Genomic DNA, 20,750 nt, shown 5'->3' on the forward strand with positions numbered 1-20,750 from the left:
GAGAATGCTGGCACAGCTAGATCACGAGGGACTTTCCCCGACCCCAATGTGATTGCCGTCAGGATCGTCGTAGACGGTCTTCAGCACCCCGTTGCCATAGCTCTCCTGCGACGCCGCATAGATCCCGTAGCGAGCCGCACGAGCGGTGAAGCCCGGCAGATCCTCGACGAAGAGCGTGACTCGAGAGCGCCCCGCACCTTCTGGATCGAGCTCGGTGTAGATGTGACATAGATCAGACATTGTCCAGACGCGCCCGGTCTCATTCGGCGCGAATGCCGGAGCACCAAAGAACGCCTCGAACCCGCTTTCAGCGACATCGAGGTCGCTCACGGCCAAGCCTGCGAACAATCGCGCGCCGGAGAGTTCGGGTGCCACACTCACCAGACGTCCCCCTCGGCCAGCGGAACGACCCAGGCCCGGCGCTCACAGATCAGACCTTCTCGCATCACGAAGACCTCTGCCATGGCCAACCGCTTCATCGATCCATCCGGTTGGGGCACACGCCCCCGAAGCTCAGCCATGATCGTCTCGTGCTCTTCCACCATCCGCACCACCTCCAGCTCGGGGTCTCCAGCAAACCCCGGGCCCTCGATGGCGGCATCATAGGCAGCCTTTCCTTCCAGTACGAAAGCGCCAAATACCGTCCAACGGATGTCATCGGTCAAGCAGGCCAAGATCTGATCATGATCCGTGCGCCGGAAACCATCGAGATAACGCTCTACGGTCTGCTTGTTAGGACTCGTTTCCATGTGATTCTTCCTCCTCGTCGCAGCGATTATGCTGCCTCGTCGTTACCGGGCTGCCGAAAGGTGTCCGGCACAACTCATGCGCCGTTCAAATCGACATGCATCTCGAAGTTTGGCACCAGGATGCCACGGACTATGTTGATACGGTTCTCACGGTCAACCACGAAGCCGCTCCGCGCGAAGGCAGCTCGTGCGCCACGACTCGCTCGGGTGGTGACACGCGTGCACCCACGCCGTCGCGCTTCAGCCAGCGCCGCCGCGATCAGCTCCTGGGCGACGCCGCGTCCGCCGACTCGGGGAGCGACGAACAGCATGTCCACCTCGGCTTCGTCGGTTAGGTCGCAGAAACCCACGAGCGCGCCCTCCCACTCGGCCACGATCGTCCAGGCACGCGAGCGAGCAGGGGCCCAAGTTGCCACATCCAGTTGTGGAGGACACCATGCGTTGATCTGATCTGATCTGATCTGATCTGATCTGATCTGATCGGGGCGGTAGTGTGCCGACGCGGTCTCTCGGATGGCGCGCACGTAGACCTTGAGGGTGTGCTGTGCATCCGCGCCGCGATATCGTCTGATCTTCAGCGGCAACTGAGCACCGTGAGCGGCTTCGAGACAACTCACCCTACTGCCGAGACACCCTCGTAGGCCGCGAAATCCGGCCTCCCCCGCGTCTCGAAGACCTGGATGGTCAGCCCCTGAGGTGTCGTGCGGCTGCTCATGAGTTCGAAGCCGAGCGGGGCCGCGCCATCGGGGAACAGCCGTCGGCCCTGCCCTACGACCACGGGCGCTACGACCAACCGCAGCTCGTCGACGAGGCCGGCCGAGAATAGGCTCTGGGCCAGCGACGAGCTACCGTGCACCCGCAGGTCGCGGCCTGGTTGGGCTTTGAGGCCAGCGATCTGCGCCTCGACATCCCCGGTCAAGATGGTGGTGGGATTCCACTCGCCGTCAGCAAGGGTCTGCGTAGCGACATACTTCGGCAGATTGTTCATCCGCACTGCGAAGGGGTCCGCGGGATCAGTGATCTGGGGCCAGTCACGGGCAAACGCCTCGTAGGTGCGTCGGCCGAGCAGGAGCGCATCGGCATGCTCCAACCAGTCGGAAGCCTGATCCACGAATGTTGCGTCCATGTGCGGTACCAGCCACCCGCCTCGTGTGAATCCTCCGCTGGGATCCTCCTGCGGCGAGCCTGGGCCTTGCGAGACCCCGTCTAGACTCACGAACTGCATAACGGTCAACTTCATTGTGGAACTCCTTCTGGATGAGAGCCGTGCCGTACACCATGCCGCGATCGCCGCAGCGACACAACGGACGTCGCTCCTAGACTTTGAGGCAAGCGACGCACCGGAACATCCGCCATCAAGGTCGATCAGCATCACCCAATCGGGCGATAGTGACGCACTGCTGGGACTGCCGCACGGGACTGCTGCACGGATAGGTGACATCTGATCTGGCTTGCCCGCTGGGCGGCCAGGAAGGATGTGCACCGTGCCCGCTCCCTATCCCCAGGAGTTCCGCGACGATGTCGTGCGAGTGGCCCGGTCCCGCGAGGACGGCGTCACGATCGCGCAGATCGCCAAGGACTTCGGCGTCCACGAGATGACGCTGCAGAAATGGCTGCGCCAAGCCGACATCGAGGACGGCAACCGGCCCGGCAAGACCCGCGAGGAGTCGGCCGAGCTGCGTGATGCCCGTAAGCGGATCCGGCTGCTGGAGCAGGAGAACGAGGTCCTCCGCCACGCAGCGGCCTAGCTGTCCCAGGCGAACCTGCCGTCAAAAGGCTCTACCCGCTCGTGAGCGAGCTCGCCGCCGACAAGATCCGTGTCGCGGTGTCCCTGCGGGTGCTGAAGCTCTCCCGCCAGCCCTACTACCGCTGGCGGAAACAACAGGTCACCGAGACCGAGCTGATCGAGGCCTACCGTGCGAACGCGCTGTTCGACGCGCACCGCGACGACCCCGAGTTCGGGCACAGATTCCTCGCCGGTGAAGCGGCCGAGCGTGGCGAGGTCGTCTGTGAGCGGACCGCGTGGAGGACCTGCCGGGACAATCAGTGGTACTCCGCCTTCGGGAAAAGCGGGGGAAGAATGGCAAGAGGCCGGGCCCGCCCGTGCACGATGACCTCGTCAAGCGGGACTTCACCGCCGATGACGTCAACGAGCTGTGGCTGACCGACATTCTCCCGCAAGCGGGAGGTGCCCCCTCCGAGCACCCCACCGATGAGGGCAAGCTCTACCTCTGCGCGATCAAAGACGCGTTCTTCGGGCGGATCGTCGGCTACTCGATGGACTCGCGGATGAAAGCCCGCCTCGCAGTGAACGCCCTGGACAGCGCCGCATCGCGACGGGGTGACACAGTGGAATGCATCGTGCATTCCGACCGCGGGTCGCAGTTTCGGGCGCGGAAGTTCGTGCGCGCTCTCAACTGTCATCACCTCATCGGATCGATGGGCCAAGTCGGTGCCGCCGGGGACAACGCGGCCATGGAATCGTTCTTTGCTCTACTGCAGAAGAACGTGCTGAACCGGCGTCGCTGGCGGACCCGCGAGGAGCTCCGGATCGCGATCATCAGCTGGATCGAACGCACCTATCACCGACGCCGCCGGCAGGCCCGCCTGGGCCGATTGACCCCCATCGAATACGAGACCATCATGAACCCGACCGTCACCCTGGCGGCATAACACCGCAACTGTCACCTATCCGTGCAGCAGTCCCTTCCAGCGATGATCAGGCACCAGCAGAGCGGTGAGGACGGAGCCGTTCTTGCGGGTGCGACTCGTCTCCCCCCTCGACGACCGAGTCGTCCTCCGGGAAGCCCCCGCTCTCCGAACCCCCGCCGGGAGAGGGGGGGTGTTCTGCGTGGTGGAGCTATGATCGCGTCATGGATCCCGCACTCGTAGGGGCACTGACGATGTTGCTTGTCTGGGCGATCGTAGTGCTCGGTGCTGTGCTGCTACTGATCGAGGCGTACTGGCTCGCCCGAGGGGCCGCCGCTGGACGATTCCAGCACGTGATCTCGTGCGTCCACCCAAAGGGCAACGACCTGGACCCTGTCGGCTTGCAGTGAGGTCTCCCGGCCGCCCCCGGATCTCCAGTCTTCCGGCTCGTTTTCATTCCGATCGGTCGGCTCCTTTGAGCCCACCGCCCACCTGGGGCTAGGTTGTGACTCAGTACACGCAGTCGACAGGATGATCAGTGTGCACTCGCTGTCATCGAAGCTCCCGTAGACGTCACGCTTCTCGTGCCCTCGCGGCACCTGAGCGAGGCTCACGCGATCGGAGGATTGTTGATGAATACCCCTGACCGCTCTCCCACTGTGAATGATCTCGGCCGTACTCCAGTACAGATCGCGGCTCTGGTGTACGGTGTCGTGTTTTTCCTCGTCGGGATAGCCGGGTTTATCCCCGGCCTGACCACCGACGTCGGCTCGATGCAGTTTGCGGGGCATCATTCTGAAGCGATGCTACTGGGCATTTTCCAGGTCTCGATCCTGCACAACGTCGTGCACCTGCTGTACGGCGTAGCAGGGGTCGCCCTAGCCAGCCGCGCATCACTCGCCCGCCTCTATTTGCTGATCGGCGGCATCGTCTACCTGGTGCTGTGGATCTACGGCCTCGTCATCGGCGAGGAGTCGATGGCCAACTTCGTGCCGCTGAACACCGCCGATAACTGGCTCCATTTCGTCCTCGGCGTCACCATGATCGCGCTGTCGTTCCTCCCTCGCCGTCGACCAGGCCGCGCCGTCACCGCGACCCAGCACGACGGGTAATCGAGAGGGTTTCGACGCCTGAGCCCACCGACCCGCTCTGCGTCTCTATGGCACCGCGGAACGGCTCAACCTGGTCGAGTAGGCCACCGGGCCGCGACAGGCGCGTTGAACAAGCAATATGGCCCGCCCGTCTGACACCGCACCACCACACTGAATGGAGAACATCATGCTGAAAATGCTGAGCGACCTCGGGCTGAGGTCGGATCATATGTACACCGCTGGTTTTGCGTCGATCGGCCTGACGGTCGCCCAGTGGACAATGTCCGCCATGAAGTCCAGTGACTCGCGCGCTCAGGCCGACCGCTGGGGGCTATTCGTCGGTCAATGGGCGCCAACATTCTTCGTGCTGGGCGTCGCTATGAAGCTCGAGGAGCAGCGCTCACTGCCCGCCCTTGGGAAGAAGGGCTAGCAGCTACCGCGCGTCGTAGCAGTGGAAGGTGGGGGCGAAACGAATTGCCCCCACCTTCCGCTCGTCCCGCAGCAACCCAAGACCACGCCACAAAGCAGTCCGACATGGCACCCCGCGGCACCCTGCTGATGCCCGGGAGTTGCTATGTCCGATAACAACGGATCCATCCTCTGATCCCAACCCGTTCAGGCACCGACGCAGATCCCAGCGCGTCGGCATTCAAACCCGTTCACCAGCAATTAATTTGCAATCGGCCCCGGCTCACTGAGGCAACGTCGTGTCGAGCTTGGAGTGCACCGAACGGGCATCGGGCCCTCGACCGTGAGCTGATACTGGTTCACCAGCCCGTGCACGATCCGCACGGCGGCCTGATGCGCGGAGAAGACAGCGAGGTCGCTCATGGGGGCCAGCATGCCGCGAGGGCCAGACAACCATGAGTGCCCATCGCGGTCGTACCCCAGGGGGTGCAGTGCCCATTCCGTGCCCACCACGCCTGTGCAGTCCCGACTGCAGTCGGGAAGTGTGAGGTCAGAGACGAAAGGCTGCGTGCGCGAGAAGGGACTCGAACCCTCACGCCCTCAGGCACTGGAACCTAAATCCAGCGCGTCTACCAGTTCCGCCACTCGCGCGCCCGCCCAGCTTATCGGCCACCGGGGGATGCTCCGGTAGGCTCGGGGAGCTGGTGGCGCGATGCACTCGGCCCGTCCCCGGAGGGTGCGGCCGCTCGCCCCTCGTCATCTCGAATCCTCACCACGAATCATCACAGGAGTTGCTCATGAGCGCCCTCGCAGGCAAGACCGCCGTCGTCACCGGATCCTCCCGCGGAGTCGGCGCCGCCACCGCGAAGCTGCTCGCCGAGCAGGGCGCCAACGTGGTCATCAACTACCGCCAGAAGGCACCCCGCGCCAACAAGGTCGTCGGCGAGATCGAGCAGGCCGGCGGCTCGGCAATCGCCGTCGGCGCCGACCTCACCGAGACCGAGGGCGTGCGCGCCCTCATGCAGGCCGCGGTCGACACCTACGGCAGCCTGGACCTGCTGGTCCTGAACGCCTCCGGCGGCATGGAGGCCGACCTCGGCGAGGATTACGCGATGCGCCTGAACCGCGACGCCCAGAACGACGCACTCAGCGCCGGCCTCGAGCACCTCTCGACCGGCGGCCGGGTGGTCTTCGTGACCAGCCACCAGGCGCACTTCATCGACGACGTCGAGACCATGCCGGAGTACGAGCAGGTCGCGCGTTCCAAGCGCGCCGGCGAGACCGCGCTGACCGCACGGATCGACGAGATGTCCGCCCGGGGCGTCTCCTTCGTCGTCGTCTCCGGCGACATGATCGAGGGCACCGTCACCGCGACCCTGCTGAACCGTGCCCGCCCGGGCGCCCTGGAGCAGCGCCGCGAGGCCGCCGGCAAGCTGTACTCGGTCGAGGAGTTCGCCGCCGAGGTCGCGCGCATGGCCACGGCGGACGTTCCGACGGGGCACATCGAGCTCGTCGGTGGGGCAGAGGACTTCCTCGCCCGCACCCGCGGCTGACCCGCGCCCTCGGCTGACCAGTCACGCGGCGGAGGATTCCGAGCGGCACGCCTGCTCGCGATACGATCGGCGCAATCAAGCCCTGACGACCCCCCGGAGGCAGTGGTGGCCAAGAAGAAGAGCCTGGACGACATGCGCGACGAGGCCTATCGCCGGCAGGACAACCTCGCGTCGGACATCGATGAGCTGGTCGACCGTGTGAACCCCAAGAACGCGGTCACCCGCTGGAAGAACGAGCTCGTCGGTTCGATGAAGGGTTTTTCCGCCGCCGGTGACGAGAAGACCCCCGTGACGCTCCCGGTAGCGATCGCGGGCGGCGTCATCGGCGTGGTCCTCATCGGTGCAGGCGTCACGGCGGCGATCGTCCTGTCCGGCGGCGACGGGAAGGCGCCCGAGGCGGCGCAGAAGAAGGCCGGCACAGCGGCCACGAAGAAGACAGCGGCGGCCAGGCGTGACGTCGCCGGTGCCAAGAAGGCCGTGACGAAGAAGGCTGCTCGCACCACGGGGAAGGCCAAGGCGACGACGGCCGCCACGGTCGCACCCGTCAGGACGAAGGCAGACCGCGCTGCGCGGAAGACGCGTGCCGCCGCGAAGCACGGCGCGAAGCAGGCCCGCAGAGCGCGTCGCTGAACCGGCCCGACCACCGGGCCCGACCCGCTGATATCCGGCACTCGGCGCCGGCCGCCCCGCGCGGCCGGCGCCGATGAGTCTCTGCAGCCTCGACGGCTGCCTCTACAGCGCACCGTCGACGTACAGCCAGCTGCCGTCCTCCCGGACGAAACGGGAGACCTCGTGCTGCTCCTGGCGGCCCTGTGGCGTGCGCGCGATGGCGGTGAACTCCACGGTCCCCTCGCGGTCGAACGGGCCGCCCCCGGTCGTCTCACCGAGCTCCAGCCGCAGCCATCGCACGTCGGCCGCGACGGACTCCGCGAGGTCGCCGCGGTCGGGGCGCCGGGTGGGATGCCAGGTACGCAGCAGATGGTCCACGTGCCGTATCGCGAAGGCCGTGTACCGCGAGCGCATCAGCGCCACCGCCGTGGCTGCTCGCCGCCGCTCGCTCAGCACGGGCCCGCAGCACGCACCGAAGGTGTCACCGGTGCCGCACGGGCAGCGCGAATCGTCGGCCGGGGGAGTGGACGGAGCGCTCATCCCACGAGTATCGCCGAGACCGCCATGCGCCGATCCCAGCGAGTGCCGGTGGCAGTGCGTGCCTGTGTCCGGTGTGACCCGGCCGAGCTGCACCGGTGCCCGCAGATCGCGGGATCGCGGATGGCAGGATCGGAGCATGCCCGAACGTCACTCCGCACCAGGCGAGCACCACCACGTCGACCTCCCCTCCGGGTACCGCCTCCTGAACGAGCCGCCCACGAGCGATGAGTACGTGCGCCTGCGGCAGATCGTCGGGCTGAGCCCACGCACCCATGCACAGGCCGCCGGTGCGCTGAGGGCCAGCTGGGCCTGGACCACCGTGCGCACCGACGACGACGCCCTCGCCGCGATGGGCAGGGTGCTGAGCGATGGCACCTGGTACTTCCACCTCGCCGACATCGCCACGGACCCCGACCATCAGCGTCAGGGCCTCGGCCGCGCCGTGATGGAGGAGCTCATCGCCCGGATCGATGCCGCCGCGCCGCCGAATCCGTACATCACCCTGCTCGCCGATCCGCCCGGGCAGAAGCTCTACCGCTCCCTGGGCTTCGTGGACTCCGCGCCGAGCCTGGGGATGCGCCTGCCGCGCTGACCCCGGTGCCGTGCCGGCCGCGCGGAGCATCCCGACCGGTACGACCGCTCGCTGCTTCCGCCTAGGCTCGGATCATGCAGAGCTTCCATGTCGACGAGGACGACCAGCGCTCGCCGCTGGAGAAGATGAGGGCCGGGGACTGGTACCTCGCCGATGATCCTGCGATCCAGACGGCCTATCGCCGGGCACTGGCCCTCTCGGCGCGCTTCAACCGCGACTACGCCGAGGACCCCGACACAGCCCAGGAGATCCTCGGTGATCTTCTCGGCACGTTCGGCAGGGGCGCGCATGTGCGAGCCCCGCTGTACCTCGACTACGGGAGCAACCTGCATATCGGTGCGGGCACCTTCGTCAACTATCACCTGACGGCACTGGACGTGGTCGAGATACGCATCGGTGACAACTGTCAGCTCGGGCCCAACATCCAACTGCTCACTCCCGTCCACCCGCTCGAACCCGAGCCGCGTCGCCAGGGATGGGAGGCGGCCGAGCCGATCACCGTCGGCGACAACGTCTGGATCGGCGGAGGCGCGACCATCCTGCCGGGAGTCAGCATCGGCGCGGACTCCGTGATCGGGGCGGGAGCGGTCGTCACCAGGGACGTCCCTGCCCGCAGCGTCGCCGTCGGCAGCCCGGCGCGGGTCGTGCGGACGCTCTGACCGGCTCCGGCCACGACGGCGGAGGCGTCCGATATCGAGGCTCCGATCGGGCCGCGTCAGCGGCGGGACCAGCCCGGGGTCGAGGGGCCGATCGTCGGCCACCATCCGGTCTCCGACATGAAGCGCACCGAGGAGACGCGCAGCGAACGCCGCTGCGTGTCCAGCCGGGTGCCGACGATCGCCTGGGTGATCTCCGGGTAGAACTTCGCGGGCTGATCGACACCGGCCTCCATGGCCAGGTCCTTCGCCCAGCGCCGACGGGGGATCGGCTCCCCGCCGACGTTGTAGAAGCCGCTGTCCGCGCGCAGGGCCGCCACGAAGGCGCGGCCGGCGTCGGTGTGGTGCAGCAGCGTCACGTATCCATCGGGCCGGCCCAGCAGGATCGGGTCCCCCGAGCGGGTGGCCTTCAGCGCGTAGGTGGTGTGCGGGTCACGGCCGAACAGCTGGCCCAGGCGCAGCACCACGCTGCTGCGACCGGAGGTCGCGAAGTCCACCGCGGCCCGCATCTCCTTCACCCGCGGGCGGAACGCCTGGTTGTGGACGCTGAGCGGCTGATCCTCGGTGATCCAGTCCGACCCGTTGTCCGGGTACAGGAAGATGGTGGACTCCTGGATCAGCTTGCGCACGCCGGCCTCGGCGGCCGCCTTGGCGATCGCGACGGACGCCTCGAGGTGGAGCTTGTCGTCTTCCCGCCAGGCCAGGGGGCGCAGCCCGGCCATGCCGACGGGCACGTGGGCGAGGGTGTTGATGACGACGTCGTGACCGCGGAAGGCACGGGCGAGGTCGGAGGCGTCGAACACGTCGGCGACGACGGCCGCGCCGCCTCGTCCCTCGACGATCGGTACGCCGGAATCGCGGCGGGTGATCCCGGTGACCTCGTGTCCGGCGGCGACCAGAGCCTCCACCGCCTCCTGCCCGAGCACACCCGTGGCACCGGTGACCGCGATCCTCACTCCGACCTCCTCCGCCGAGCGTCCACCGGACCCTCGCGCGCCGACATTCCTGGGATGGTCGAGTCTAGGCGATTCCTGGATGCCCGGCCGCTCCGTCTGTCCGAGGCGGAACCAGCCGGTGACCTGTTCGCTCGCTCACAGAGCGCCCGCCCACCTTGGACGTGAGGGGATGAGCGGGTAAAGTCTTCATCTGTTCGCGCCATTAGCTCAGTTGGTTAGAGCAGCTGACTCTTAATCAGCGGGTCCGGGGTTCGAGTCCCTGATGGCGCACCCGCGAGAGAGGCCCCACCGGATCGGTGGGGCCTCTTCGCATCTCTACAGGTCGACCTGGTCCGAGGGCGGCGCCGATCGATCCGCGCCCCGTGCGTCCGATGATGGGCCTGCGCCCGAACGACCGCCGGGTCGGGAAGGTGTTCTTCACGCCACACGGGCGTTAGCGTCGGCCACGAGAGTCCGGCCCCGTCAGCGGGGCCCGGTCGTGCCCGCACACCACCCGACGGAGGGACACCGTGACCGAGACGCAGAGTTCGCAGCAGGACGTCGTCGACGTTCTCACCGCCGACCATCACGCCATGCTGGACCTGCTGCGGCAGATCCAGGGAAACCCCGACCCGCAGGAGCGCCGGGACACCGCCGATACCGTGATCGCCGAGGTCATGCGTCACTCGGTGGCGGAGGAGATGATCGTCTACCCCGCGGTGCAGAAGCACGTCCCCGGCGGCGACGAAGAGGTCGAGCACGACAAGCAGGAGCACGACGAGCTCGTCGACGTGATGAAGCAGCTCGAGGACGTCGACGCCTCCGGCGCCGAGTTCCTCGACCTCATCAAGACCTTCGAGGACAAGCTCGACCACCACGTCCACGACGAGGAGGACGAGCAGTTCCCGAAGCTGCGGGAGAACATCCCCCAGGGGGAGCTCGTGGAGATGGCGGAGAAGGTCGAGAAGGCGAAGCAGGCCGCTCCGACCCGGCCGCACCCGAACGCACCGCACTCGGAGCTGTTCCACAAGTCCGTCGGCCCGGGCGTCGGCATGGTCGATCGCCTGCGCGACAAGCTCACCGGCCGCAACACCGACTGACGACCCCACGGCGCCCGCCTCCGACGCGGCCTGACCGGGCGCGTCGGAGGCGGGCGTGCGTCCGGCGAGCCCTCGCTCCGGTGCGGGCCTCGCGGTGCGTGGACCCGGCTCGTGGATCTACCTCCCGGTCCGTCCCGCCGCTGAGGGACGCAGCAGCGGCCGTGGTGTGCCTACAGTGTCCCGGTGCAGGGCCGGTCGGGGCATGACCGGCCGCATCGGAGGAGATTTCATGCTGAGCACACGGATCACACGATTCCTGGTCCTCATCGGGATGCTGGTCATCGCCGCGACCGGATGCCAGGGCCACTTCCCCGCAGACGCGCAGGGAACGCTCGACCGCGCCACCGGCGGTGAGCTGCGCGTCGGGATCAGCGAGAACCCGCCGTTCACCGAGGTCGGTCCCGAGGGTGAGGTCAGCGGCTCCGAGGTGGAGCTGGTGAGCGAGTACGCCGAGTCCATCGACGCCGAGATCACCTGGGTGCCGGCGGGGGAGAACACCCTTGCCGAGAAGATGAAGGCCGGCCAGCTCGACCTCGTCGTCGGCGGTCTGTCCTCGAAGGCACCCTGGTCCTCGAAGATCGCCCTGACCCGGCCCTATACGACCACCGAGGGTCCCGAGGGCAAGACGGTGAAGATCGTGATGGGTGTACAGCCCGGTGAGAATGCCCTGATGGTCGATCTCGAGCGGTTCCTCGCGAAGGAGGCTGGTGAGCTGTGAGCGAGCATGATGGTGAAGGCGGCGAGGAGGACACCGGTTCGGGCCGCGATGCGATGGGCCAGGAGCAGCGCAAGGCGCTGCAGCGCGCCATCCGCCTGGAATGGATCACGCTGGCGTGGATGTCGGCCACCGTCGCCCTGGTGGCCCTCGTGGCAGGCCAGTCCCAGGCGATGCGGGCGGCCTGGGCCGAGGACATGCTCTCTCTGCTGCCCCCGATCGCCTTCCTGATCGCCACCCGCCGTATTCGCAAGCAGCCCGATCGCCTGCACCCCTACGGATTCCACCGCTCCATCGGGGTCGCCCATCTGGTTGCTGCGCTCGCACTGCTGGTGATGGGCGCGTACCTGTCCATCGACTCGGTCAAGACGCTGGTCACGGTCGAGCGACCCCCGATGGGGCTGACCGTGATCGCCGGTCACGGCATCTGGTCGGGCTGGCTGATGGTGGCCGTCATGGCCGTCACCAGCATCGGACCGGTGGTGCTGGGCCGGATGAAGCTGAAGCTGTCCGAGCCGCTGCACGACAAGGTGCTGTTCGCCGACGCCGACATGAACAAGGCGGACTGGACCACCGCTGTCGCGACGATCGGCGGTGTGCTGGGCGTGGGCCTGGGCCTGTGGTGGGCGGACTCGGTGGGCGCACTGATCGTCTCCGTCTCGATCCTCCGCGACGGCCTGAAGAACCTCCGCTCCTCGATCGGCGGTCTCACCGACACCGAGGCTCGCACCTATGACGACTCCGAGCCGCACCCGCTGACCCTGGAGATCGAGCAGCATGCCGAAGCGGCGCCATGGGTGCGCGAGGCGCGCGCTCGGGTGCGCGACGAGGGCCACGTCTTCCACGCCGAGGTGTTCGTCGTCCCCCATGAGCAGCATGGGGGAGGGGCCGGGAACTGCGCGGAGCTTCGCGATCGGATCCGTGACCTGGACTGGAAGGTCCACGACGTGGTGGTCGCGCCGGTGCCGGAGCTGCCGCCGACCCAGACCTTTCGGTCGACCCTGCGGACGTGAACGCCCCAGGCCTCTACCGTGGAGATCTCCGCACGGATGACATCGAGGCGAGGACACGATCATGAGAGCAGTGACCTGGCAGGGTACCGAGCACGTGAGCGTGGAGGACGTCCCCGACCCCACGATCCAGCAGCCCACCGACGCGGTGATCAGGGTGACCTCCACCGCGATCTGCGGCTCCGATCTCCATCTGTACGACGTGCTCGTCCCGTTCATGAGCCCCGGGGACGTCATCGGCCACGAGCCGATGGGGATCGTCGAGGAGGTCGGCCAGGACGTCACTCACGTCCGGCCCGGTGATCGCGTCGTGGTCCCCTTCAACATCGCCTGCGGCCACTGCGGCATGTGCTCGAGCGGGCTGCAGTCCCAGTGCGAGACCACCCAGGTCACGGAGTACGGCTCCGGGGCGGCCCTGTTCGGCTACTCGAAGCTGTACGGACAGGTCCCCGGCGGCCAGGCCGAATACCTCCGCGTTCCGCACGCCGACTACGGGCTGGTCAAGGTCGGTGCGGAGCTGCCCGACGAGAACTACCTCTTCCTCAGCGACATCCTTCCCACGGCCTGGCAGGGCGTGAAGTACGCCGACGTGCCAGACGGCGGGACCCTGGCCGTGATGGGGCTGGGTCCCGTCGGCCAGCTGGGCGCGCGGATCGGGCGCCATCTCGGTGCTCGTGTGATCGGCGTCGATCCCGTTCCTGAGCGTCGCGCCATGGCCGAGCGTCACGGCATCGAGGTGTTCGACCTCGGCGAGGACACCGTCGACGAGATCCGGGAGCAGACCGGTGGCCGCGGACCCGACGCCGTGCTGGACGCGGTCGGGATGGAAGCCGAGGGGAGCCCGTTCGCGGGCCTGGCCCACTCGCTCGTCGCGAAGCTGCCCAAGGCGATCTCCGGGCCGATGATGGAGCGCGCCGGCGTCGACCGCCTCGCCGCCCTGCACACCTCGATCGACCTCGTCCGCCGGGGCGGGACCGTGTCGCTGTCCGGCGTCTACGGCGGCACCGCCAGCCCGATGCCGCTGCTGACCATGTTCGACAAACAGGTCCAGATGCGCATGGGCCAGTGCAACGTGCGCTCGTGGACCGATGACCTGCTGCCGCTGGTCGAGGACCCCGCCGATCCGCTCGGCGTCGGGGACCTGGTGACCCATCGCCTGCCGCTCGAGGAAGCACCCGTCGGCTACGACCTCTTCCAGAAGAAGCACGACGGGTGCATCAAAGTCGTCCTCGACCCCTCCGGCGCCGCACCGTCCAGCTGATTCGCGACCGGCGGCCGGGCCCGAGCCGGCGGCCACCTGCGGTCCGGCACGTGGTCCCACAGCAGCGTCCCGCGACCGCCCATCGGGCCTCCCAGACCGGCGGCCACGCACACCGTGGCCGTCACGCACAGATGAACCGCACCGAGGAGAGGATCCATATGGCCTCGAACGACCAGCTCGCACTCGTCAATCCCGTCGACCGCTTCCCCGACGTCTCGCCGCCGAAGCAGGACCAGCCCGAACCCGGTCTCGACGCCGAACTGATCCCCGGCACCGACCGCGGTGAGGACACCTACCGCGGCACCGGCCGTCTCGAGGGTCGCAAGGCACTGATCACCGGCGCCGACTCCGGCATCGGCTCCGCCGTCGCCATCGCCTTCGCCCGCGAGGGCGCGGACGTGGCCATGAACTACCTTCCGGCCGAGCAGAAGGATGCCGAGCACGTCGCCGGCGTCATCGAGCAGACCGGTCGCAAGGCGGTGCTGCTGCCCGGTGATCTCTCCGACGCGGCGTTCTGCGCCCAGCTGGTCGAGGACGCCGTGCGCGAGCTCGGAGGCCTGGACGCCCTGGTCAACAATGCCGGGCGCCAGATCGCCATCGAGAGCCTCGAGGATCTCGAGGACGAGCAGTGGGTCAGCACCTACGAGGTCAACATCCACGCGATGTACCGCATCACCAAGGCTGCTCTGAAGCACCTCCCCGCCGGGGGCACGATCGTCAACAGCACCTCCATCCAGGCGTACCAGCCCTCGGAGACGCTGATCGACTACGCCTCGACCAAGGCCGCGATCAACAACTTCACCAAGGGCCTGGCCCAGCAGCTCGCCCCGCGCGGCATCCGCGTCAACGGTGTGGCGCCCGGGCCGATCTGGACGCCGCTGCAGGTCTCCGACGGGCAGCCCAAGGAGGCCCTGCCCGAGTTCGGCAAGAGCACGCCGCTGGGCCGCGCCGGTCAGCCCACCGAGCTGGCCCCGGCCTACGTCTTCCTCACCTCCCCGGAGTCCAGCTACGTGCTGGGGGAGACGCTGAACGTCAACGGCGGAATGCCCTCGCCGTGAGGCGCTGCGGATTTGTGGAATGTCGATGAGACCGCCCGAGAACGGCGCGCCCCGGGGGAGTCGGAGAACGCCGGGGCCACCCGATGGCTTTCGCGAACAAGCAGGCACTGACCACTCGGCAAGGCCTGTGACCTCGATTCGCGGGGCGGGGCTTGTCCGTTCCCGGCGGCGGTGTTAAGCCTGTATCAGCCGGGTTTACCGGTGACACGTCGCTGGAGGTGAATCGCCTGGTGCGCCCTCCGGCCGATCTGAAGGAGGAATGCATGCCTGCTGGACAGACTGGTTTCGACGACGTCACGTTCGACCTGATCTCCGTGCAGTACCACGCACTCAAGGCCGGCCATGATTACGGCCAGTACGTGCGCGATGCGCGAAATGCGGAGCAGGAGGAGATCGCAGCCTTCTTCGAGAAGGTCATGGAACAGGACGCCGAGCGTGCGAAGGAATGCCATCGGTTCCTCCGCGAGCTCGGCGGGACCGACAACACGAGCCCCAACTGAGGGGCAGCCCGAGACTCAGCGGGGAACGCTCATCGGCTTCCGCGATGACGTGACCCCCGGACCGGGCCCGCCCGATCCTCACCACGAAGGCCCTGCCGGCATCCCGGCGGGGCCTTCGCCGTGCCGGCACCGCGATGCAGAGCGCACGCGCAGCGGCAGCTGGGGCCACCTGAGCGCTCGCTCAGCGAGACGCCGGGAGCGAGTCCCCGGCCCGACCCGCGAAGCCGCGCAGGCGCAGGCTGTTGATGACCACGAAGACGCTGGAGAACGCCATCGCCGCCCCCGCCAGCATCGGGTTCAGCAGCCCCAGCGCGGCCAGTGGGATGGCCGCCACGTTGTACGCGAAGGCCCAGAACAGATTGCCCTTGATGACGGCGAGGGTGCGCCGGGAGAGGCGGATGGCGTCGGCCGCGCTGCGGAGATCTCCGCGCACCAGCGTGAGGTCGGCCGCCTCGATCGCGACGTCGGTGCCGGTGCCCATCGCCAGGCCCAGGTCGGCCTGGGCGAGCGCGGCGGCGTCGTTGACGCCGTCACCGACCATCGCCACGACCTTGCCGTCGTTCTGGAGGCGGGAGACCACGTCGATCTTGTCCTGAGGCAGCACCTCGGCGATCACCTCGTCGATGCCGACCTCCGCGGCGATCTGCTGCGCGGCGGCGCGGTTGTCCCCAGTCAGCAGGATCGGTGTCAGTCCCAGCGCGCGGAGCGAGCGGATCGCCTCCGCACTGGTGGGCTTGACAGTGTCGGCGACGACGAGGACTCCCTGCGCCTGTCCCTCCCAGCCGACGATCACGGCGGTGCGGCCCTGACGCTCGGCGTCGGCCTTCGCGGTGGTGAGGGCAGGATCCAGGAGCCCGGCATCCAGCCCGTGCGAGCTCTCGCCCGGGACCGGCTCGGCGAACAGGCCCTCGCGACCGACGAGCACGGTCTTCTCCTCGACGGTGCCGCGCACGCCGCGGCCTTCGAGGTTCTCGAACTCGGCCGGCGTGGGCAGCGTGCCGATCTCCTCGGCGGCGCCGCGCGCGATCGCCCGGGCGATGGGATGCTCGGAGGCGTCCTCGACGGCACCCGCCAGGCGCAGCAGCTCCGCGCGGTCCACGCCGGCGGCGGGGACGACGTCGAGGAGCGTCATGGTGCCCGTGGTGACGGTGCCGGTCTTGTCCAGCACCACGGTGTCGACCCGGCGCGTGGACTCGAGGATCTCAGGGCCCTTGATGAGGATGCCCAGCTGGGCGCCGCGGCCGGTCCCCACCAGCAGCGCGGTCGGGGTGGCCAGGCCCAGCGCGCACGGGCAGGCGATGATCAGGACCGCCACGGCGGCGGTGAAGGCGGCCTCGACGGGGAACCCCGCGACGAGCCAGCCGATCAGCACCAGGACGGCGAGCGTGAGGACGACGGGGACGAAGACCGCCGAGACCCTGTCCGCCAGTCGCTGGACCTCGGCCTTGCCGGACTGCGCCTCCTCGACCATCGCGGCCATCCGCGCCAGCTGGGTGTCGGAGCCGACCCGCGAGGCCCGCACCAGCAGACGGCCGCCGGCGTTGACGGTGGCTCCGGTGACGTCGTCACCCTCGCCCACCTCGACGGGGACCGCTTCGCCGGTCAGCATCGAGACGTCGACCGCGGAGCGCCCGGAGACCACCGTGCCGTCGGTCGCGATCTTCTCGCCGGGACGGACCACGAACTCATCGCCCACGGCCAGCTCGGAGACCGGGATGCGGCTCTCCTCGCCGCCTCGCAGCACGGCCACGTCCTTGGCGCCCATGTCCAGCAGGGCCCGCAGTGCGGCACCGGCCTGTCGTTTGGACCGCTTCTCGAGGTAACGGCCCAGGAGGATGAACATCGTGACCCCGGCGGCCACCTCGAGGTAGATGTTCGCCGCCCCGTCGGACGGCGCGATGCTCAGCTCGAAGCTGTGCCTCATGCCGGGCATGCCTGCCGAGCCCAGGAACAACGCATACAGCGACCACAGGAACGCCGCGGCGGTGCCGACCGAGATCAGCGTGTCCATGGTCGCCGCGCCGTGGCGGAGGTTGACCCAGGCGGCACGGTGGAACGGCCAGCCGGCCCAGACGATGACGGGGGCGGCCAGGGCGAGCGAGGCCCACTGCCAGTAGGTGAACTGCAGCGCCGGGATCATCGCCAGGAGGATGACCGGCACCGAGAGCACCACCGATCCGATCAGCCGCTGTCGCAGCGAAGCGAGTTCCGGATCCTGCTGCTTCTCGCCGTGCGGGTCCTCGTCGGCGGCCGCGGGCTGCGGAAGCGTCGCGGTGTACCCGGTCCGCTCCACTTCGGCCACCAGATCCTCGGGGGAGTAGCCCTCGGGCATCGTGACTCGCGCCTTCTCGGTCGCATAGTTCACCGAGGCGGTCACACCGTCGAGCTTGTTGAGCTTGCGCTCGATCCGGTTGGCGCACGAGGCGCACGTCATCCCGCCGATCTCGAGCTCGATATCGGCGCCGAGGGGCAGCTGGGACGGTGACGTGGGCATGGGGTCCTCTCTCGGGAGGCGGGTTCGAATACGGGAGGTGTGGTCGACTCGGGCGTCCGGTCGTGCCGGGTGACCGGTCGGTTCGCCAGGCTTCGGCTCTCAGGCCCGGGTCGCGGAGTAGCCGGCTTCCTCGACCGCAGCGAGGACGTCGCCGTCCTCGACGGGCTGATCCGAGGTGACGACCAGGTCGCCGGTCTCGTGGCTGACCTCGATGTGCTGGACCCCGGGAATCTCGCCGACCTCCTCACGCACCGACATCTCGCAATGTCCGCACGTCATTCCGGTGACCTGGAATCGGCTCGCGGTCGCGCTCATGAGGCTCTCCTTCGTGTTCTCGGGCGCCGACGGGGTCTCCGGCCGGCGGTCGTCTCTCCACGATTTATACCCCTGGGGGGTATGAAAGGTCAAGCGTGACGAGATTGATCGCGCGGAGCGTGGCGCCAGCTCCTGCCGGGTGCGAGACCTTTCGGGGCCGTTGCCTACGATACCCCTGGGGGGTACGGTGGCGTCGTCGCGGCCGGCGGTCCGACGCCGTCACGCCTTTCGACGCCGTGCCGCCGCCCAGCACGACCCACCGCCCTGCAGGTCCGCGTCGATCAGGAAGGACATGACGATGAGCAGCGTCCCGACTCCCGATGGCGATGCCCGGGCAGATCTGCGCGAGCACGACAGCCACGGGTCCCACGGAGGCAGCGGAGCCCATCACGGGTCCGGCGGCCACGACGAGCACAAGAGCCAGGAGAGCCGCGGGAGCCGCGAGCACCACGGGGATCACCAGGATCACGGGAACCACGGAGGCCACGGGAATGAGGAGGGCCACGGCGGGCACGGCGGGCATGAGGACCACGTCGCGATGTTCCGTCGGCTGTTCCTGATCAGCCTGGTCCTCTCCCTCCCGACAGTCCTGCTCAGCCGCACGTTCGCCGACCTCATCGGCTACACCCTGCCGGCCCTCCCGGGCCTGGCCGCGGTGCCGCCCGTGCTGGGCACGATCATCTTTCTCTGGGGCGGCAGGCCGTTCCTGACCGGAGCGGTCTCGGAGCTCCGCTCCCGCACCCCCGGGATGATGCTCCTGATCGGCATGGCGATCACCGTCGCCTTCGTCGCCTCGCTCGGGGCCAGCCTCGGCCTGCTCTCCTCCGAACTGGACTTCTGGTGGGAGCTGGCCTTCCTCGTCGTGATCATGCTGCTGGGCCACTGGCTGGAGATGCGCTCCCTCGCCCAGACCTCCTCGGCCCTGGACTCCCTGGCCGCCCTCCTGCCCGACGAGGCGGAGAAGCTGGTCGGAGACGATGATGTGGTCAGGGTCGCCCCCTCGGAGCTCCAGCGCGGAGACCACGTCCGGGTCCGTCCGGGCGGGCGCATACCGGCCGACGGCACCGTCGTGGACGGCGAGGCCGATGTCGACGAATCGATGATCACCGGCGAATCCCAGCCCGTCCACCGCGAGGCCGACGCGACGGTGGTCGCCGGCACCGTCGCGACCGACAGCGCCCTGACGGTGCGCATCGACGCCGTCGGTGACGACACCGCGCTGGCCGGCATCCAGAAACTGGTCGCGGACGCACAGTCCTCGAGTACGCGAGCACAGCTGCTGGCCGACAGGGCCGCCGCCCTGCTGTTCTGGTTCGCGCTCGGCGCCGCGCTCCTCACCGCGATCGTGTGGACGCTCGCCGGCAGCCCGGACCTCGCGCTCACCCGGACGATCACCGTGCTGATCATCGCCTGCCCCCACGCCCTCGGCCTGGCGATCCCCCTGGTCGTCTCGATCGCCACCGAGCGCGCCGCCCGCGCCGGGGTGCTGATCAAGGACCGTGCGGCCCTGGAGCGGATGCGCACGGTCGACACGGTCCTGTTCGACAAGACCGGTACCCTGACCAGGGGTGAACCCGCCCTGGCCGACCTCGAGGCGATCGACGGGGACGACGGCGAGCTCCTCGCACTGGCAGCGGCGGCCGAGTCCGAGAGCGAGCATCCGCTGGCGCGCGCAATCATCGCCGCCGCCCGGGAGCGGGAGCTCGAGGTGCCCCGCGCCGAGGATTTCCGCGCCTCCACCGGGGTCGGCGTCACCGCCGACATCCGCGGACGAGCGGTGGCCGTCGGCGGCCCGAAGCTGCTCGAGGAGAACCGGCTCGAACCGATGCCACAGGCCGACCAGTGGTCGGATCGCGGCGACACCGTGCTGCACGTGGTCCTCGACGGTCAGGTCGCCGGCGCCCTCGGCCTCCGCGACCAGGTGCGCGAGGAATCGCGAGAGGCGATCTCAGCCCTGCACGACCGCGAGGTCCGGGTCGCGATGATCACCGGCGACGCACGTCCGGTGGCGGAGGCGGTCGCCGGCGAGCTCGGCATCGACGAGGTCTTCGCCGAGGTCCGTCCGGAGCACAAGAGCGAGAAGGTCGAGGAGCTGCAGCGGCAGGGCCGGACGGTCGCCATGGTCGGAGACGGTGTCAACGATGCGCCGGCACTCGCCCAGGCGGACGTCGGGATCGCGATCGGCGCCGGGACGGATGTCGCGATCTCCTCGGCCGGCGTGGTCCTGGCCTCCGACGACCCTCGCGCAGTGCTCTCGGTCCTGCGTCTGTCCACGGCGGTCTACCGCAAGATGACGCAGAACCTCTGGTGGGCCGCCGGCTACAACATCATCGCGGTGCCGCTGGCCGCGGGCGTGCTCGCCCCGATCGGGTTCATGCTGCCGATGGCCGTCGGCGCTCTGCTGATGTCGGCCTCGACCATCGTGGTCGCCGCCAACGCGCAGCTGCTGCGCCGCCTGGATCTCGACCCACAGGCAGTCGTCGCGGGGGAGACGAAGAGCTGAACGGCGCGACCC

At 68.5% G+C, this 20,750-nt stretch carries 22 protein-coding genes, 2 tRNA genes and 1 pseudogene; 16 read left to right on the forward strand and 9 right to left on the reverse strand.

Features of this window, described 5'->3' with window-relative positions:
- Positions 1-21: 21 nt before the first annotated feature.
- The 4 genes from ACFQRJ_RS04505 to ACFQRJ_RS04520 form a co-directional block, all read right to left on the reverse strand.
- On the reverse strand, positions 22-330 hold the full coding sequence (locus ACFQRJ_RS04505) for a hypothetical protein (protein WP_377017487.1): 309 nt from the start codon (positions 328-330) through the stop codon (positions 22-24).
- Between the two features lie 47 nt (positions 331-377).
- Entirely contained in the window at positions 378-749 is a 372-nt protein-coding gene (locus ACFQRJ_RS04510; RefSeq protein WP_377017489.1) for a nuclear transport factor 2 family protein, read from the reverse strand.
- 74 nt (positions 750-823) lie between these two features.
- Positions 824-1,333: a GNAT family N-acetyltransferase gene (locus ACFQRJ_RS04515; RefSeq protein ID WP_377017491.1), complete on the reverse strand. Its 510-nt coding sequence runs from the start codon at positions 1,331-1,333 to the stop codon at positions 824-826.
- 29 nt (positions 1,334-1,362) lie between these two features.
- Positions 1,363-1,989, reverse strand: coding sequence for a dihydrofolate reductase family protein (locus ACFQRJ_RS04520; protein WP_377017494.1), 627 nt, complete (start codon positions 1,987-1,989; stop codon positions 1,363-1,365).
- 244 nt (positions 1,990-2,233) lie between these two features.
- On the opposite strand from ACFQRJ_RS04520, the pseudogene ACFQRJ_RS04525 reads away from it, so the two are divergent.
- The 4 genes and pseudogenes from ACFQRJ_RS04525 to ACFQRJ_RS04540 all read left to right on the forward strand — a co-directional run bounded on the left by ACFQRJ_RS04525 (position 2,234) and on the right by ACFQRJ_RS04540 (position 4,919).
- A pseudogene (locus ACFQRJ_RS04525) lies at positions 2,234-3,422 on the forward strand (IS3 family transposase).
- 200 nt (positions 3,423-3,622) lie between these two features.
- Positions 3,623-3,808, forward strand: coding sequence for a hypothetical protein (locus tag ACFQRJ_RS04530; RefSeq protein WP_377017496.1), 186 nt, complete (start codon positions 3,623-3,625; stop codon positions 3,806-3,808).
- A gap of 222 nt (positions 3,809-4,030) precedes the next feature.
- The gene (locus ACFQRJ_RS04535; RefSeq protein WP_377017498.1) at positions 4,031-4,510 is read left to right on the forward strand and encodes a DUF4383 domain-containing protein; all 480 of its coding nucleotides are present in this window, start codon (positions 4,031-4,033) and stop codon (positions 4,508-4,510) included.
- Positions 4,511-4,676: 166 nt separating this feature from the next.
- The gene (locus tag ACFQRJ_RS04540; RefSeq protein ID WP_377017500.1) at positions 4,677-4,919 is read left to right on the forward strand and encodes a hypothetical protein; all 243 of its coding nucleotides are present in this window, start codon (positions 4,677-4,679) and stop codon (positions 4,917-4,919) included.
- A 547-nt stretch (positions 4,920-5,466) separates the two neighbouring features.
- Here ACFQRJ_RS04540 and ACFQRJ_RS04545 read toward each other — a convergent pair.
- Positions 5,467-5,548: transfer RNA gene (locus ACFQRJ_RS04545), tRNA-Leu, on the reverse strand.
- 146 nt (positions 5,549-5,694) lie between these two features.
- On the opposite strand from ACFQRJ_RS04545, the gene ACFQRJ_RS04550 reads away from it, so the two are divergent.
- A complete protein-coding gene (locus ACFQRJ_RS04550; RefSeq protein ID WP_377017502.1) occupies positions 5,695-6,450 on the forward strand; it encodes an SDR family oxidoreductase in 756 nt (251 codons plus the stop codon).
- A gap of 105 nt (positions 6,451-6,555) precedes the next feature.
- Positions 6,556-7,080, forward strand: a complete 525-nt coding sequence (locus tag ACFQRJ_RS04555) for a hypothetical protein (RefSeq protein WP_377017504.1) — start codon at positions 6,556-6,558, stop codon at positions 7,078-7,080.
- Between the two features lie 102 nt (positions 7,081-7,182).
- On the opposite strand, the gene ACFQRJ_RS04560 is transcribed toward ACFQRJ_RS04555, so the two are convergent.
- Entirely contained in the window at positions 7,183-7,599 is a 417-nt protein-coding gene (locus ACFQRJ_RS04560) for a YchJ family protein (RefSeq protein ID WP_377017506.1), read from the reverse strand.
- 136 nt (positions 7,600-7,735) lie between these two features.
- Here ACFQRJ_RS04560 and ACFQRJ_RS04565 point away from each other — a divergent pair, with 136 nt between their 5' ends.
- Together ACFQRJ_RS04565 and ACFQRJ_RS04570 are read left to right on the forward strand one after the other, a co-directional pair.
- Positions 7,736-8,191, forward strand: coding sequence for a GNAT family N-acetyltransferase (locus ACFQRJ_RS04565; RefSeq protein ID WP_377017508.1), 456 nt, complete (start codon positions 7,736-7,738; stop codon positions 8,189-8,191).
- 74 nt (positions 8,192-8,265) lie between these two features.
- Complete coding sequence (locus tag ACFQRJ_RS04570; protein WP_377017510.1) at positions 8,266-8,850, forward strand: sugar O-acetyltransferase; 585 nt, start codon at positions 8,266-8,268, stop codon at positions 8,848-8,850.
- Positions 8,851-8,906: 56 nt separating this feature from the next.
- Here the strand turns inward: ACFQRJ_RS04570 and ACFQRJ_RS04575 are convergent, their stop codons facing one another.
- Positions 8,907-9,803, reverse strand: a complete 897-nt coding sequence (locus tag ACFQRJ_RS04575; RefSeq protein WP_377017512.1) for an NAD-dependent epimerase/dehydratase family protein — start codon at positions 9,801-9,803, stop codon at positions 8,907-8,909.
- 196 nt (positions 9,804-9,999) lie between these two features.
- On the opposite strand from ACFQRJ_RS04575, the gene ACFQRJ_RS04580 reads away from it, so the two are divergent.
- The 7 genes from ACFQRJ_RS04580 (at position 10,000) to ACFQRJ_RS04610 (ending at position 15,426) form a co-directional block, all read left to right on the forward strand.
- Positions 10,000-10,073 (forward strand) — tRNA-Lys (locus ACFQRJ_RS04580).
- A gap of 239 nt (positions 10,074-10,312) precedes the next feature.
- Positions 10,313-10,882, forward strand: coding sequence for a hemerythrin domain-containing protein (locus ACFQRJ_RS04585; RefSeq protein WP_377017514.1), 570 nt, complete (start codon positions 10,313-10,315; stop codon positions 10,880-10,882).
- A gap of 229 nt (positions 10,883-11,111) precedes the next feature.
- Positions 11,112-11,600: a substrate-binding periplasmic protein gene (locus ACFQRJ_RS04590; RefSeq protein ID WP_377017516.1), complete on the forward strand. Its 489-nt coding sequence runs from the start codon at positions 11,112-11,114 to the stop codon at positions 11,598-11,600.
- A gap of 53 nt (positions 11,601-11,653) precedes the next feature.
- A complete protein-coding gene (locus ACFQRJ_RS04595) occupies positions 11,654-12,610 on the forward strand; it encodes a cation transporter (protein ID WP_377017623.1) in 957 nt (318 codons plus the stop codon).
- 61 nt (positions 12,611-12,671) lie between these two features.
- Entirely contained in the window at positions 12,672-13,868 is a 1,197-nt protein-coding gene (locus ACFQRJ_RS04600) for a zinc-dependent alcohol dehydrogenase (RefSeq protein WP_377017518.1), read from the forward strand.
- A 158-nt stretch (positions 13,869-14,026) separates the two neighbouring features.
- A complete protein-coding gene (locus ACFQRJ_RS04605) occupies positions 14,027-14,926 on the forward strand; it encodes an SDR family oxidoreductase (protein WP_377017520.1) in 900 nt (299 codons plus the stop codon).
- A gap of 263 nt (positions 14,927-15,189) precedes the next feature.
- Positions 15,190-15,426, forward strand: coding sequence for an acyl carrier protein (locus ACFQRJ_RS04610; protein ID WP_377017522.1), 237 nt, complete (start codon positions 15,190-15,192; stop codon positions 15,424-15,426).
- Positions 15,427-15,607: 181 nt separating this feature from the next.
- On the opposite strand, the gene ACFQRJ_RS04615 is transcribed toward ACFQRJ_RS04610, so the two are convergent.
- Positions 15,608-17,920, reverse strand: coding sequence for a heavy metal translocating P-type ATPase (locus ACFQRJ_RS04615; RefSeq protein WP_377017524.1), 2,313 nt, complete (start codon positions 17,918-17,920; stop codon positions 15,608-15,610).
- Positions 17,921-18,019: 99 nt separating this feature from the next.
- Entirely contained in the window at positions 18,020-18,235 is a 216-nt protein-coding gene (locus tag ACFQRJ_RS04620; RefSeq protein ID WP_377017526.1) for a heavy-metal-associated domain-containing protein, read from the reverse strand.
- Positions 18,236-18,533: 298 nt separating this feature from the next.
- Here ACFQRJ_RS04620 and ACFQRJ_RS04625 point away from each other — a divergent pair, with 298 nt between their 5' ends.
- Entirely contained in the window at positions 18,534-20,738 is a 2,205-nt protein-coding gene (locus ACFQRJ_RS04625) for a heavy metal translocating P-type ATPase (protein WP_377017528.1), read from the forward strand.
- The last annotated feature ends 12 nt before the right edge of the window (positions 20,739-20,750 follow it).

Source organism: Brachybacterium sp. GCM10030252 (genome assembly GCF_042666535.1).
Lineage (GTDB): Bacteria > Actinomycetota > Actinomycetes > Actinomycetales > Dermabacteraceae > Brachybacterium.

Bases quoted from the DNA above. Each gene is read 5' to 3' on its own strand.
- ACFQRJ_RS04530 (WP_377017496.1), top strand. From the start codon at position 3,623: ATGGATCCCGCACTCGTAGGGGCACTGACGATGTTGCTTGTCTGGGCG.
- ACFQRJ_RS04610 (WP_377017522.1), top strand. From the start codon at position 15,190: ATGCCTGCTGGACAGACTGGTTTCGACGACGTCACGTTCGACCTGATC.
- ACFQRJ_RS04560 (WP_377017506.1), bottom strand. From the start codon at position 7,599: ATGAGCGCTCCGTCCACTCCCCCGGCCGACGATTCGCGCTGCCCGTGC.
- ACFQRJ_RS04535 (WP_377017498.1), top strand. From the start codon at position 4,031: ATGAATACCCCTGACCGCTCTCCCACTGTGAATGATCTCGGCCGTACT.
- ACFQRJ_RS04625 (WP_377017528.1), top strand. From the start codon at position 18,534: ATGAGCAGCGTCCCGACTCCCGATGGCGATGCCCGGGCAGATCTGCGC.
- ACFQRJ_RS04520 (WP_377017494.1), bottom strand. From the start codon at position 1,989: ATGAAGTTGACCGTTATGCAGTTCGTGAGTCTAGACGGGGTCTCGCAA.
- ACFQRJ_RS04615 (WP_377017524.1), bottom strand. From the start codon at position 17,920: ATGCCCACGTCACCGTCCCAGCTGCCCCTCGGCGCCGATATCGAGCTC.
- ACFQRJ_RS04600 (WP_377017518.1), top strand. From the start codon at position 12,672: ATGAGAGCAGTGACCTGGCAGGGTACCGAGCACGTGAGCGTGGAGGAC.
- ACFQRJ_RS04605 (WP_377017520.1), top strand. From the start codon at position 14,027: ATGGCCTCGAACGACCAGCTCGCACTCGTCAATCCCGTCGACCGCTTC.
- ACFQRJ_RS04595 (WP_377017623.1), top strand. From the start codon at position 11,654: ATGGGCCAGGAGCAGCGCAAGGCGCTGCAGCGCGCCATCCGCCTGGAA.
- ACFQRJ_RS04510 (WP_377017489.1), bottom strand. From the start codon at position 749: ATGGAAACGAGTCCTAACAAGCAGACCGTAGAGCGTTATCTCGATGGT.
- ACFQRJ_RS04550 (WP_377017502.1), top strand. From the start codon at position 5,695: ATGAGCGCCCTCGCAGGCAAGACCGCCGTCGTCACCGGATCCTCCCGC.
- ACFQRJ_RS04570 (WP_377017510.1), top strand. From the start codon at position 8,266: ATGCAGAGCTTCCATGTCGACGAGGACGACCAGCGCTCGCCGCTGGAG.
- ACFQRJ_RS04565 (WP_377017508.1), top strand. From the start codon at position 7,736: ATGCCCGAACGTCACTCCGCACCAGGCGAGCACCACCACGTCGACCTC.
- ACFQRJ_RS04590 (WP_377017516.1), top strand. From the start codon at position 11,112: ATGCTGAGCACACGGATCACACGATTCCTGGTCCTCATCGGGATGCTG.
- ACFQRJ_RS04620 (WP_377017526.1), bottom strand. From the start codon at position 18,235: ATGAGCGCGACCGCGAGCCGATTCCAGGTCACCGGAATGACGTGCGGA.
- ACFQRJ_RS04540 (WP_377017500.1), top strand. From the start codon at position 4,677: ATGCTGAAAATGCTGAGCGACCTCGGGCTGAGGTCGGATCATATGTAC.